The following is a 12,704-nucleotide window of genomic DNA, read 5'->3' as shown; positions in this document are numbered from 1 at the left end:
GTCCGTCGTGGCGCCCGCCTAACAAGTGCTGAGGCCGCGGCAGAACAGTTACGCGAGGCCGGTGGTGTACGCGACGCCGTACGCGAGCCCGGCGAGCGTGACCGCCGCCAGCCCGGTGACGAGCGCGGTGGGCAGCGACGGCATAGACAGCGGCCGGCCGTCGAAGCGCGGGTTCGGGACGACGCCGACGAAGCCGACCGCGACGACGCTGAACACGAACTGGTAGGACGCGTCGATCGTCGGCGGCGGCAACACGAGCACGGCGAGCGCGTACGCGGCGCCGAACGCCGCCCGCGAGTTCACGTGCTCCGTCAAGCGGTGGCCGGTGAGCCAGAGTGCGGCGGCGACGCCCAGCCAGATGGCGAACAGCTCGACGCCGAACGCGCCCAGCAGGTGGACCGTCGGGTCCGCCGAGAGCGCGACGCGGCCGTCGAAGGCGTTGGCGCCCAGCGGGTAGAACAGCTCCGGGGGCTCGCCCGTGAACAGGTCGCCGAACGGGTGGCTCAGGAGGCCGAACAGCGCGACCGCGAACAGGCTGGCGCCGCGGACGCGGTAGGCGTGGGCGGCGCGCGCGACCAGCCAGCCGCCCGCCGCGAACAGGCCGACGATGACGGCGGGGAGCGGGCCGGACGCCGCGACGACGACGCCGACGAGCGCGGCGAGCGCGGCGGCGGCGAGCCGGCGGTGCGTGGGCGCGAGCGCGAACGCGGCGGCCGCGGGCACGGCGACGACCAGCGAGTGCGTGACCGCGCGGTGGACGACCGTGGAGGCGCCCCAGAACGACTGCGCGACGGCCATCGGGCTGGTGGGGTCGACGGCGACGAGGCCGACGAGGGCGTACGCCATGTCCACGTCGGGGACGGCCGCGAACAGGCCGGCGGCGACGCCGAGCGCGAGCGCGCGCTCTCTGGACGCCCCCAGGCCGGCGGCAGCGAGCGCGACGACGCCGAACGCGAACGTCGCGTGCCCTACGAACATACGTCAGTTACTCCGCGAAGCGGGATAAACTCGCGGGTGGCGCGAGCTAGCGGGTCACTCGCTCTCGGCCTTCTTCGTCCACTTCTTCTCGACGTCGGCGTTCGCGCGCACGACCGTGTCGTCGCCGACCCGGAAGCGGGTCTTCCGCAGTTCGATGGCGGTGACGACCCCGGTCACGTCGCCGGCGACGACCGTGTCGCCGGGGTTGAAGTCGGGGTCGCGGAGGAGGTAGATGCCGGCGACGGCGTCCGCGAGCATCCCCGAGAGCGCGTACGAGACGCCGAGCGCGAGGAAGCCGGAGGCGGTGCCCAGCGCCGCGGCGATTTCCGGGAGGCCGACCGCCGACAGGAATCCGAGTAGCGCGCCGAACCACAGCACGACCGACGCGAGCGTGCCGCCGAGCTGGACGTAGATGGGCTGGTCCGGGTAGACCTGCTTCAAGACGACGCGGACGGCGGTCGCGACGACGCGGATGAGCACCGCCGCGAGCACGAGGAAGACGAGCCCCGTGAGGACGCGCGGGAGCGCGCCGGCGACGTTGCCGACGAACTCGTCGACGGTGCTGTTCAGGAGGTCGGTCAGCGACGACGGCGACTCTGACTGCATACCGGCCAGTCGTGGGCCGGGTACGTAACTCCTGTCGCCGGTGCCGATTTCCGAACCTTCTTGCGGTCGCCCGTCTCCGAATCCCACATGACGGACGCGCCAGACGTCGGTGAGTTGAGTCCACCGCAGCGAACCCTCATGGGGCCGGGGCCGAGCCCCGTCCACCCGCGCGTGCTGAAGGCGATGAGCACGCCGCTGGTAGGCCACCTCGACCCGTCGTTCGTGGACATCATGGACGAGACGCAGGAGCTGCTGCGGTACGCGTTCCGCACGGACAACGAGTGGACGATTCCCGTCTCCGGCACCGGGTCCGCGGCGATGGAGGCCGCCATCGGTAACCTCACCGAGCCCGGGGACACGTTCCTCGCGCCGACGAACGGCTACTTCGGCGACCGGATGGCGGAGATGGCGCGGCGCGCGGGCGGCGAGGTCGTGCGCGTGGACGCCCCGTGGGGCGAGCCGCTCGACCCCGCGGACGTCGCGGACGCGTTCGCCGAGCACCAGCCCGACGTCTTCGGGTTCGTGCACGCCGAGACGTCCACGGGCGCCAAGCAGACGAACGTCCCCGAACTGACCGACATCGCCCACGAGCACGACGCGCTCGTGATTGCGGACACCGTGACGAGCCTCGGCGGCGTCGAACTGCGCGTCGACGAGTGGGGCATCGACGCGGCGTACTCCGGCCCGCAGAAGTGCCTGTCCTGTCCGCCGGGCGCGAGCCCGCTGACGCTGAACGACGACGCGATGGACAAGGTGCTCTCCCGCGAGGAGGACCCGCGGTCGTGGTATCTGGACCTCTCGCTCTTGGAGGGCTACTGGGGCGACGAGCGCGCGTACCACCACACGGCGCCCGTCTCGAACGTGTACGCGCTCCGCGAGGCGCTCCGGCTGGTCGCCGAGGAGGGCATCGAGGCCCGCTGGGAGCGCCACGAGCGCGTCGCGGGCGCGCTGAAGGCCGGCGTCGAGGCGATGGGACTGGGCCTCAACCCCGAGGACGACTACTGGCTGCCGAGCCTGAACGCCGTCCGCGTCCCGGCGGGCGTCGAGGACGGCGACGTCATCGACTACGTGCTCGACCACTACGACCTCGAAATCGCGTCCGGCCTCGGCGCGCTGGAGGGCGACGTGTTCCGCATCGGCTGCATGGGCCACGGCGCACGCCCGGAGAACGTCACGCTCGTCGTCGCCGCGCTCGCGGACGCATTCGACGCGCTCGGCGCAGACGTGGACGCGGCCGCCGGCCTCGCGGCGACGCGGGAAGCGCTCCGCGAGCAGTAGCGGTCGGTACGACTTCGTTACTCACCACAAACGTTTCGTACGGGAGACACGAACGGCTGGTATGGCCACCGCCGAACGGGGACTGGACTCGTGGCTGTCCGCGACCCTCGACCTCCTCCTCGCCGTCTTCGGGTTCGTCGTCGTCTGGTACCCGACGGTCTCGCTCGCCAACGCGGCGCTCGGCTCCCCGCTCTCGGCGTCCACGTGCAACCTCCTCGTCGGCGTGCTCGCGTTCGGCGGCTCGTACCCGGTCGTCGCGGGCGACTGGTCGCTCGGTCGGCTGGGCGAGTACATCTTCGTCTTTCACATGTCCGCAATCGGGTGGGGGGTCGTCGGAATGCTAGCCGTCCTCGCGTCGGGCGTGTCGTTCGCCGGCGGGAATCGCGCTCCACAGGCGGCGCTCGTGGCTGTTGCGCACCTGACCGCCTACGTCCTCGTCTACAGAGCCCAGTTGAGGATTTTCCGGTAACCGCGACTCGTTCCAGCTTCGGAGATTCGTCTGAGCACCGGCGTTGTGCTGGCGACGCTCGATAAAAACCCGCCGCGCCCCTAGCTGACCGGCGGGGCGCGCGCTACTTCGTAGTCACCGTCCTCCTCGACGCCCATCACCGCCCACTCGTAGGGCGGGTCGAGCCGACGCAGCTGCCGTTCGAGCGCGTCGGTGTTCTCGGCCCACGTCACGAAACAGCGATAGCCGCTGTCGTGGTCGGCCTCGACTCGGTCTGTGACGGCTGTCACGCGTATCTCTTTCCAGTCGCGCGTGGCGGAGAACTCCGCGCCGTCTCCTGCGAGGCTGTACCCGAGGTCGTCGAATATCGACCGGGCCTGCTCGTCGGGAGGGGTGGTAACAGTCCCCATGCAATTACTCCGTCGGGGGCCTAGGTAATAAGCTTTCTTGCCGTTCTCGTTCCCGGGCAGAATCTAAACGAGCGTTCGGGAATTTCAGAATAACGCGGCCGAACGTTTCGCAAACCTACCTATTCGTGGGCAGAGTCCCACTCGTCGGGCTTCGTGAAGTTCCCGCAGTCGTTGCACTTGATGCGGCGCATCGAGTCCATCGCGACGTCTATCGACTCGCAGTTCGAACAGTAGTAGCCGTACCGCCGCTGGCGGTCCGCCGTCCGGTAGACCACGTAGAACGGGGCATCTTGGCCGCGTTCGCCCTCGTCGTCGGCGACGTGCAGCGTGCCGTCGTCGGTCGTCACCGTGAACATACAGCCCCGTAGCCCGCTGTGGCATTTAGCCCTGTCCGTCCCCGCAGTCGCGGCGAGGACGCGGCTCACCGAAGCGCTCTTCCCCGCTGCCGGCCTCGATTCCGGTAATGGCGGTCCGGATTTTCCACTACTCTGACCTGGAGAACGTCTACGACTCCCCCGAGCAGGCCGGCCGGCTCGCGTCCGTGCTGCGGGACCGCGACAGCGCGCTCGCGGCGGGCTCGGGCGACAACACGGCGCCGGGCGTGCTCTCGCTGGTGACGGAGGGCCGGCAAGCGCTGGACTTCTACGACGCCGTCGAGCCCGACGTGGAGACGTTCGGCAACCACGACTTCGACTACGGCGCCGACGTCACCGGCGAAATCGTCGCCGACTCCCCGCAGACGTGGGTGTCCGCGAACGTCTACCGGGACGGCGACCGAGTCGCCGGTGTCGCCCCGTGGACAATCGTCGAGGTCGAGGGCGCGCGCGTCGGCTTCCTCGGCGTGCTCGACGACGCCACGCCGTCGCTGAACCCGATGGCCAGCGACCTCACCGTCACCGACCCCATCGAGGCGACGCGGGAGGCCAGCGAACAGCTCCGCGAGGCGGGCGCCGACTACGTGGTCGCGCTCTCGCACCTCGGGCGCGGCGACGAGGAACTCGCGGCCGCGACGGACGTGGACGCGGTGCTGGGCGGCCACATCCCCGCCGAGCGCGTCGAACGCCTCGACGACACCCTGCTCACCCGTCCCGGATCCGGCGGCGAAGTCGTGCTGGAAGTGGACCTCAGCGCCGGCGAGGTCACGCGCCACGTCGTCGCGGACGCGCCCGTCTACGAGCCGCTCGCCGAGCGCCTCCGCGAGCGCATGGCCGCGACCGGCCTGAACGATACTGTGGGGCACGTCGCCGAGCCGATGGAGCGCACCGAGTCCACGCTGTTCCGCGGGGAGTCCCGAATCGGGAACTTCGTCGCGGACGCCTACCGGTGGGCCGCCGACACGGACGTCGCGCTCCAGAACTCCGGCGGCGTCCGCGACGGCCCCGCCCTCGACGGCGACGTGACGGTCGCGGACCTCGTCAGCGTCGTCCCCTTCGAGGAGCCGGTCTCCGTCGCCGAACTCACGGGAGCGGAACTGCTGGACGTGTTCCGCGGCGCGAAGGGCGGGTCGCTGGGCTTCGCCGAGCCGGACTGGTGGCACGCCCACGTCTCCGGCGCACAACTCACGTGGGACGAGACCACCGACGAACTGCTGGAAGTCCGGGTCGCCGGCGAGCCCGTGGACCCCGGCGCGACGTACACGCTCGCGACCACGGACTACCTCTTCTACACGGACGACGAGTTCCCGGCGCTCGACGAAGCACACCGCGTCGAGCGCCTCGACGTCCAGCACGAGGTGCTCGCCGACTACGCCCGCGAGCGCGGCATCGACCCCGAAATCGAGGGCCGCGTCACGATGCACGCCGACGACTGACCGGGCAACCGCTAAGGGGCTGGTCGCCGTCCGTCCGGTATGGTAGCCGACACGCCGCGACGCGCCGGGGACCGCCGCGACCCCGAGTTCGAGTTCACGCACGACACCCAGCCCAGCGACGCGCTCCTCTGCGGGTTCTCGGAGTTCGGGCTCGCCGGCCTGACGGCCGCGGACTTCCTCGTGGACCACCTCGAACTCGAACAGACCGGCCACGTCGCCGTCGACGGCCTGCCCGCGATTACGCCGTTCGAGAACGGGACGCCCCGACACCACACGCGGTTCTTCTCGAAGCCCGGCGTCGACGTCACCGTGCTCGTCGGCGAACTGTTCGTGCCGGTCGGCGTCTCCGCCGGGTTCAGCGACGCGCTCGCGGCGTGGCTGGACGACAACGACGTCGAGGAGACCGCCGTGTTGTCGGGCGTCCCGGTCGCGCACGGGCCGGACGGCCACCGCACGTTCTACGTCGCGACCGACGACTACCGCGAGGCCCGCCTCGACGGCGCGGACGTGCCGCCGATGGGCAACGGCTTCCTCGACGGCTTAAAGGCGGAACTGCTCGCGCAGGGCATCGACAGCGACCGCCGCGCGTGCGTCTACACGACGCCGGTCCACGCGCAGGCGCCGGACGTCGAAGCCGCGATTCGCCTCGTGGACACCGTCAGCGACGTCTACGACCTCGACGTGGACACCGGCCCCCTCGAAGCGTTCGCCGCGGAGGTCGCCCAGCACTACGAGGCGCTGAGCGAGCGCGTCCAGCGCGCCGAAGACGAGCGCCCCGACGACCGCATGTACATGTAGGCAGCAACGCCGGGACCTGTCGGAGAGCCGACCGCCGACCGCAGGCTAAAAGAGCAGGGTCGTCGTGGGTGGCGGTATGAGCGACGAGAACCTCCGCGAGACGGTCGAACGAGTCGGCGCGGGGTTCGACCTCGGCGAGTACGAGATCGAGGCGTACCTCACGGTGCTGCAGCACGGCGAACTCACGGCCAGCGAAATCGCCGACCGCACCGACATCCCCCAGCCGCGGGTGTACGACACGGTGCGGAGCCTCGGCGACCGCGGGCTCGTGGAACTCCGCGAGTCCCGGCCGATGAAGGTCGTCGCCATCGACCCCGAGGAGGCGTTCGCGGACCTCCAGACGAGCTTCGCCGAGATGGTCGCCGCCCTCGAAGACGCCTACACCACGCCCGCCCGCGAGACGGAGGCCGTCTCGCTGGTCAAGTCGCGCTCGACGATTCTGCGCTACTTCGGCGACGTCATCGACAGCGCGGAGTTCGAGCTGGTCTGCTCGCTGACGCCCGGCCTGCTGGAGCGGTTCGCCGACGACCTCGCGGCCGCCCGCGACCGCGGCGTCAGCGTCGACCTCGTGGTGACGCCGGTCCGCGACGCTCCCGACCCCGTGGAGTTCGACTACGGCAAGGTCGCCACCACCGCGCGCGGCCGCCGCGGCGTCACCACGCCCGTCGTCGCGGTCGCCGACGGCCAGTACTCCGTGTACGCGACGCAGGGCGCGGTCCGCGACGACCCCGAGAAGTACGGCGTCATCTTCAACCGCTCGGCGCTGGGCTTCCTCGTCTCCGGCTTTTTCGGCACCGTCATCTGGTCGACGGCCAACGACGTCCTCCACACGAGCGACGCCGCCGACATCGACCTCCCGCGGACGTACGCCTCCATCCGGCGCTGCGTGAAAGACATCCGGACGTTCGACGGCGACGTGTACGCGACCGTCCGCGGCCGGGACGTGCTCACCGGGGACGCGCGCACCGACCGCGGGCGCGTCGTCGAGACGAAGTTCGAGGAGACCGAGGAGGTCGCGACGCTCGTCCTCGAGACCGACTCGGGCCGCGTCGAGGTCGGCGGCCGCGTTGCCGCCTACGAGGACGTCGAAGCCCACGAGCTCACGCTCGCCCGCGACAGCCCGCCGCGGAAGTAGCGTTCTCGCCCGCGCGGACTCGCCGGTACACTTACTCGACTGGCGCCGGGACGCTCGCCTATGGCTGAGGAGACCACCGTCGCGTTCGTCGAGCGCTGGCAGACCGGCGCCGCGCTCCTGCTGGCGTCGGCGCTCGCGGGCGGGATTCTCGCAGCAGTTCTCGGGAACGCCGACGTCCCCTACGGCGCGTTCGTGGGACTGGTCGGCGGCGCTGTCGCCTGCTTCCTCGCGCTCTCGTACCTCCTGTACGGCCGCTGAATCCGCGCCGTTTGGAGACACGCCCCGTTACTGAGACGAGCGTCTGCGCGCCGCCACCCGACTGACGGCGGAGCCCGCCGCGTAGCCGAGGACGCCGACGAGGACCGCGAACGCCAGCCCGAAGTTGAGGCTCGTCTCGACGCCGCCGAGGAGTTCGGCGCGAGCGGACCCGTACGCGAACCCCAGCATTCTCGGGTGGGTGTACCGGCCGGCGCTCGTCCACTCGCCGATGACGTAGCCGACCAGCGGCGGGAAGACGTACCCCCAGAAGCCGACGAGCCACAGCGAGCCGACGGTCGGCACGAGGCCAGCGCTGAGAATCCCGCCGGCGACGGCGATTCCGGGGACGATTACGAGCCAGCCCGTGAAGTCGTAGAGCCTGACGTTCAGCCCGAGCAGGAACGCGACGGACGCGGCGCCGACGAGGCTGACGGCACAGAGAACGACGAGTTGCCGGGGCCGACGCGCACCGACGAGGAGGCGCCGGATTCGGGCCGCGTCGATGTGCATACCTGTTCGTTCGCTGCCACGGCGTTAGTCGTTCCGGCGGACGGGACGCGAGCGGTACCGGGGCGTCTCGCTCAGTACTCGCGGACGCCCTCGTCGGTCACCACCGAGTCCAGCAGGCGAGTGGGCGTCGCGTCGTAGGCGGGGTTCTTCACGTCGAAGCCCTCCGGCGGCTCGCGGATGACCTCGCTCGGGTCCCGGAAGTCGTTCTCGAAGCGGAACCCCTCGTCGACGAGCTTCGCGCTCGACCCCGCGACCGTCACGGGCGTCCCCGCGTCGTTGGCCGCCGCGGCAAGCGGGTACGTGCCCACGCGGTTGTAGTACGTGTCGTCGACGATGCAGTCCATCCCCAGTAGCACGCGGTCGCACTCCGGGAGGTAGTACCCCGAGGCGCCGTCCACGATGAGCGTCGGCTCGATGCGGTCGATGGCCGCCAGCGTGCGCGCGGTCTTCCGGCCGAGGTGGCGCGGCCGGGCCTCCGTCACGTACACGTCGAGGTGCTTGCCGCCCTGCGCGGCGGTCTCCAGCGCCTCCAGCACCGTCGAGGAGTAGTCGTGAGTGAGCACGGTCTGACCGTCCTCGATGCGGTCGGCCAGCGTCGCCGCGGCCTCGTGTTTCGCGCTCTCGACGGACTCTACGACGTCGTCGATGGCCGCCGCAGTCACCTCCTTGGCTTCCGCGACCGACGCCGGCTCCGCGCCCCGCACGCGCTCGACGACCTCCCGCTGCGTGGTCACCAGCGACGCGTGCGAGGGGTTCGCGCGCCGGAGCGCGTTGCTGTTGCGCTCCAGCGCCCGCACGTACTCCTCGACGGTCGGGTAGTCGTTGTCGATGAGGTCCGCGAGCGCGCGAGCGGCTTTCACGGCGACGACCGAGGAGGAGTGGGTCCGCATCTCGCGAATCTCCTCGGCAGTCTCGTCTATCATGTCTGGTGCATCCAGAGGTCCAAGCAAAGGCTTTCCGGAGTGGGCCGTACCGGCGGCGACCTACGTCGCGTTCACGGCGCGGTAGCCGCCGTACGCGAGCGCGGCGACGCCCGCCGCCAGCGACCCGATGCGCGCGAGCAGGTAGACCGGCGACGGCGACGGGAGGGTGCGCATCGGGAACGCGAGGTACAGGTCGCCGTCGCGCGCCACGACGTCGGCGCTCGCTCTCGTTGGCTTGCGTCGCCCACGGCTCGGGCGCTTCCGACAGCGGCACGGTCACTATGCCGTCGGACGCGGCTTCGTCGAACAGAGCCTTCGCTTCGGCCGACAGCGACTGGTAATCGCGGTCGGCGCGGTAGTTCCGGTCGTCGGGGGCCACGTCGACTTCCAGTTCGAGCTGTTCGCTCGGCGTGGGAACCGGGCTGACGAGCGGGAACGCGAACAGTGCGGTGCCGACGAGGAGGGCGGCTGCAACGCGGAGGGACAGTCGCATACTCGACGAACGTGACAGGAAATATATTAGTCGTGTCGGTTCCGGCGCCGGGAGCGTTTTGCGGGTCGGCGCCTAACTCGCGGTATGGTCGACGTGTCGTACTACTGTCCGCGCTGTGGCGCCGTCGCCGAGCTGGACCGCGACCCCTACCTCGCGGACAAGTCCGTGACGCCGTTCCCGCTGGAGGGGTGGATGTACGTCTCGCCAGCGGACGATTACGAAAGTGAGGCTGCGGACGGCGTGAAGTTCGTCTGCGGCGCGGACGCCGCCGAGTGGTCGCACCCGCCCGAGTCAGACGCGGACGGCGAGCCGGGCTGCGGGGAGCCGTTCTACCTGAACTTCGTGCGCTACGAGAACGGCGAGGAAGTCAGCGGGCAGCCCGAATCCGAGTACGTGCAGTTGGCCGAGGGGATGGCCCCGAGCGGCCCGCAGGGGCCGAACGGCCCGGGGTTCTCCCGGTAGCTACCCCTTGATGTTCGCGATGGGGAACGTGCGGACGACGAGGTCGCCGATGTCGAGGGCGTCGGAGACGCCGACTACCTCGTCGACGTCCTTGTAGACGCCGGGGGCTTCCTCGGCGATGGTCTCGCCGGAGGCGGCTTTCACGTAGATCTCGTTCTGTTCGCGGAGGTCGGTCTGCACCTCGCCGCCGCCGTACTCGCGTTTCGCCTGCGTGCGGCTCATCAGGCGGCCGGCGCCGTGGGCGGTCGAGCCGAACGAGCGCGCCAGCGACTGCGACCCGCCCTTCAGGATGTAGCTGCCGGCGCCCATGCTCCCGGGGATGATGATGGGCTGGCCGACCTCGCGGTACGCTGTCGGCACGTCGGGGTGGCCGGCGGGGAACGCGCGCGTCGCGCCCTTCCGGTGGACGTAGAGGTCGCGCTGGACGCGGCCGCCGTCGCCGTCGAGGCTGTAGCCGTCGTCGGTGACGTAGACGTCGTGAGCCTCTTTCTTCGCGATGTTGTGCGCGACGTCGTACAGCAGGTCCATCTCCAGGGCCTGCCAGGACGTATCGAAGACGTCCGCGAACGTCTCGCGGACGGCGTGCGTGATGAGCTGGCGGTTCACCCACGCGAAGTTGATGGCCGCGCACATCGCGCCGTAGTAGTCGTCGGCCAGTTCCGAGCCCGCGGGCGCCGCCGCGAGGTCCTTGTCCGGGAGGTCCTCGGTGAGGTCCGGGTACTCCTGCTCGATGCGCCGGAGGTAGTCCGAGCAGACCTGGTGGCCGAGCCCGCGCGAGCCGCAGTGAATCAGGACGACGACCTGGTCCTCGTCGAGGCCGAACGCGTCGGCGGTCTCGTCGTCGTAGACGTCGGTGACGCGCTGGATTTCGAGGAAGTGGTTCCCGGAGCCCAGCGACCCCATCTGGTTGGCGCCGCGGTCCTTGGCCTTCTTCGAGACCGCGGACGGGTCGGCGTCCGGGCGCCGGCCCTCGTCCTCGCAGTGCAGGCGGTCCTCGCGCACCGCGTACCCCTCCTCGACGCACCAGTCCACGCCGCGTTCGAGCGCGGCTTCGAGGTCCGTGTGGCTGACGTCGTGGACGCCGCCGCCCCCGAGTCCGCAGGGCACGGCGTCGAACAGCGCGTCAACGAGTTCCTCCTCGCGACCGCGCACGTCCTCGTACGTGAGGTTCGTCTTCACCATCCGGACGCCGCAGTTGATGTCGAACCCGACTGCTCCGGGCGAGATGTAGCCGTCCTCGGCGTCGAAGGCGGCGACGCCGCCGACCGGGAAGCCGTACCCCTGGTGGCCGTCGGGCATGCAGAGCGCGGGCGCGACCACGCCCGGCATGCACGCGACGTTCCGGAGCTGTTCGAGCGTCTTGTCGTTCTGGATGTCCTCAAGGAGCGTCTCGTTGGCGAACACGCGGGCGGGCACCCGCATCTCGTCGTCGCGTTCGAGCTCCCAGACGTCGTCCTCGACCTCTCGGAGCGTGACGCCGTCGGCGTCGAACGTGTTCATACTCTGCGGTGGGCGCGGAGCCCGTGAATACGTTTCGTCTGGGCGCTACTCCGTGGCGGTCGCCAGCGGCGAGTACTCCTTGACGGCGGCGAGCCGCTCGTCCAGCGACAGCGGACCGGCGCCCGTCACGAACAGCGCCGAGGAGAGCCCGAACAGCGTGATGTGCGCGAGCACGGGGTCGTCCGGCAGGCCGAACAGCGTCGTCGTCAACACGACGAACGCGACCGCGGCGGTCGCGCGCGTGAACAGCCCGACGAACAGGAGGACGCCGACCGCCAGTTCCGTGAGGCCGGCGCCGACGACCCACATCCCGGGGTCCACGGGGACGACCGCCGTGAGGTCGTACCTCTCGACGACCGCCAGCGCCATCCCGGGGTTCGCGAGCTTCTCCCAGAACCCCAGCAGCGCGAAGTTGAACCCGACGCCGAGTCGGATGACCGTCGGCGCGTACTGCTCGTAGGGGCCGACCACGTCGTTGAACTTCGTGACCAGCGGGTGCAGCGGGTCGAAGCGGCCGTACACCGACCCCTCGGCCTCGGCGACCTGCTGGAGCAAGTGGTCGGCGCTGGGGCGGCCCGCGCCGAGCAGGAGGACGCCGAGGAACCCGCCGACGTACTCGCTGGCAATCACGAGCTCGGGGCGGAGCACGAGCCCGCCGAGGTACGCCAGCAGGCCGACGAGTGCGACCGCGCGGGTCGCCAGCCCGAACAGCAGGAAGAACCCCAGCAGGACCTGGAAGACCCGTGTCGGCGCCGCGACCGACGGCGAGAAGAAGTAGCCCGCGAACCCCGCGCCGACCAGCGGCAGCCCGACCGCCAGCCGGAGCATCCACGGCAGGAACGCGTGGTACTCTTCGAGCGTGCCGCGGAGCGCGCGCACGTCCGCGGCCGCCGGCTGGTACTTGAGGTACACTACCGCCGCCGCGACCACCGAGAGCCCGCCGCCGAGCAACAGTACGGCGTTCAGTGGGTTCGAGAGTACCTCCGCGAGGAACTCCACCGCGCGAACCGTCGGCGCCCCGTCGACGACGTAGTCGACGTGACTGGGAGCTGTGCCTGTCACCATACGCTGGCCGACGTGCTGCGAACGCAAAAA

The 12,704-nt window shown here is 70.5% G+C and carries 16 protein-coding genes; 7 read left to right on the top strand and 9 right to left on the bottom strand.

All coding sequences use genetic code 11. From position 1 onward, the window contains the following. Positions 1-48: 48 nt before the first annotated feature. Complete coding sequence (locus HHUB_RS08795) at positions 49-978, bottom strand: metal-dependent hydrolase (protein WP_059057247.1); 930 nt, start codon at positions 976-978, stop codon at positions 49-51. Between the two features lie 54 nt (positions 979-1,032). Continuing rightward, on the bottom strand, positions 1,033-1,584 hold the full coding sequence (locus tag HHUB_RS08790; RefSeq protein ID WP_059057246.1) for a mechanosensitive ion channel domain-containing protein: 552 nt from the start codon (positions 1,582-1,584) through the stop codon (positions 1,033-1,035). 87 nt (positions 1,585-1,671) lie between these two features. Between HHUB_RS08790 and HHUB_RS08785 the strand changes: the two genes are divergently transcribed. Together HHUB_RS08785 and HHUB_RS08780 are read left to right on the top strand one after the other, a co-directional pair. Then, positions 1,672-2,862 (top strand): pyridoxal-phosphate-dependent aminotransferase family protein, encoded by a 1,191-nt coding sequence (locus HHUB_RS08785; RefSeq protein ID WP_059057245.1) that lies wholly within the window; start codon positions 1,672-1,674, stop codon positions 2,860-2,862. A gap of 61 nt (positions 2,863-2,923) precedes the next feature. Then, positions 2,924-3,331, top strand: a complete 408-nt coding sequence (locus HHUB_RS08780) for a hypothetical protein (protein WP_059057244.1) — start codon at positions 2,924-2,926, stop codon at positions 3,329-3,331. A gap of 80 nt (positions 3,332-3,411) precedes the next feature. Here HHUB_RS08780 and HHUB_RS08775 read toward each other — a convergent pair whose 3' ends face one another. Beyond that, positions 3,412-3,720 carry a DUF7116 family protein gene (locus tag HHUB_RS08775; RefSeq protein WP_058983725.1) on the bottom strand — a complete coding sequence of 103 codons (309 nt, stop codon included), beginning with the start codon at positions 3,718-3,720 and terminating at the stop codon, positions 3,412-3,414. Between the two features lie 119 nt (positions 3,721-3,839). Beyond that, complete coding sequence (locus HHUB_RS08770) at positions 3,840-4,076, bottom strand: DUF5816 domain-containing protein (RefSeq protein ID WP_059057243.1); 237 nt, start codon at positions 4,074-4,076, stop codon at positions 3,840-3,842. Between the two features lie 107 nt (positions 4,077-4,183). Here HHUB_RS08770 and HHUB_RS08765 point away from each other — a divergent pair, with 107 nt between their 5' ends. The 4 genes from HHUB_RS08765 to HHUB_RS08750 all read left to right on the top strand — a co-directional run bounded on the left by HHUB_RS08765 (position 4,184) and on the right by HHUB_RS08750 (position 7,721). Next, a complete protein-coding gene (locus HHUB_RS08765; RefSeq protein WP_059057242.1) occupies positions 4,184-5,530 on the top strand; it encodes a bifunctional metallophosphatase/5'-nucleotidase in 1,347 nt (448 codons plus the stop codon). Between the two features lie 39 nt (positions 5,531-5,569). Continuing rightward, on the top strand, positions 5,570-6,328 hold the full coding sequence (locus HHUB_RS08760; RefSeq protein WP_059057241.1) for a proteasome assembly chaperone family protein: 759 nt from the start codon (positions 5,570-5,572) through the stop codon (positions 6,326-6,328). 76 nt (positions 6,329-6,404) lie between these two features. After that, complete coding sequence (gene trmB / locus HHUB_RS08755) at positions 6,405-7,463, top strand: HTH-type sugar sensing transcriptional regulator TrmB (protein WP_059057240.1); 1,059 nt, start codon at positions 6,405-6,407, stop codon at positions 7,461-7,463. 60 nt (positions 7,464-7,523) lie between these two features. Next, entirely contained in the window at positions 7,524-7,721 is a 198-nt protein-coding gene (locus tag HHUB_RS08750; RefSeq protein ID WP_059057239.1) for a hypothetical protein, read from the top strand. 27 nt (positions 7,722-7,748) lie between these two features. Here HHUB_RS08750 and HHUB_RS08745 read toward each other — a convergent pair whose 3' ends face one another. The 3 genes from HHUB_RS08745 to HHUB_RS16625 all read right to left on the bottom strand — a co-directional run bounded on the left by HHUB_RS08745 (position 7,749) and on the right by HHUB_RS16625 (position 9,364). Beyond that, positions 7,749-8,231, bottom strand: coding sequence for a hypothetical protein (locus HHUB_RS08745; RefSeq protein ID WP_059057238.1), 483 nt, complete (start codon positions 8,229-8,231; stop codon positions 7,749-7,751). Positions 8,232-8,302: 71 nt separating this feature from the next. Continuing rightward, complete coding sequence (locus tag HHUB_RS08740; RefSeq protein WP_059057237.1) at positions 8,303-9,154, bottom strand: translation initiation factor eIF-2B; 852 nt, start codon at positions 9,152-9,154, stop codon at positions 8,303-8,305. A gap of 60 nt (positions 9,155-9,214) precedes the next feature. Next, positions 9,215-9,364: a hypothetical protein gene (locus HHUB_RS16625; protein WP_157533995.1), complete on the bottom strand. Its 150-nt coding sequence runs from the start codon at positions 9,362-9,364 to the stop codon at positions 9,215-9,217. A gap of 367 nt (positions 9,365-9,731) precedes the next feature. Between HHUB_RS16625 and HHUB_RS08735 the strand changes: the two genes are divergently transcribed. After that, a complete protein-coding gene (locus tag HHUB_RS08735) occupies positions 9,732-10,109 on the top strand; it encodes a hypothetical protein (protein ID WP_059057236.1) in 378 nt (125 codons plus the stop codon). Here HHUB_RS08735 and HHUB_RS08730 read toward each other — a convergent pair whose 3' ends face one another. Next, positions 10,110-11,609, bottom strand: coding sequence for an RtcB family protein (locus HHUB_RS08730; protein WP_059057235.1), 1,500 nt, complete (start codon positions 11,607-11,609; stop codon positions 10,110-10,112). Positions 11,610-11,654: 45 nt separating this feature from the next. Further along, positions 11,655-12,674, bottom strand: a complete 1,020-nt coding sequence (locus tag HHUB_RS08725) for a DoxX family protein (RefSeq protein WP_059057234.1) — start codon at positions 12,672-12,674, stop codon at positions 11,655-11,657. Positions 12,675-12,704 lie beyond the last annotated feature (30 nt).

It is taken from the genome of Halobacterium hubeiense, assembly GCF_001488575.1.
Taxonomy (GTDB): Archaea; Halobacteriota; Halobacteria; order Halobacteriales; family Halobacteriaceae; genus Halobacterium; species Halobacterium hubeiense.
This window is presented reverse-complemented; position numbering and strand designations above follow the sequence as displayed.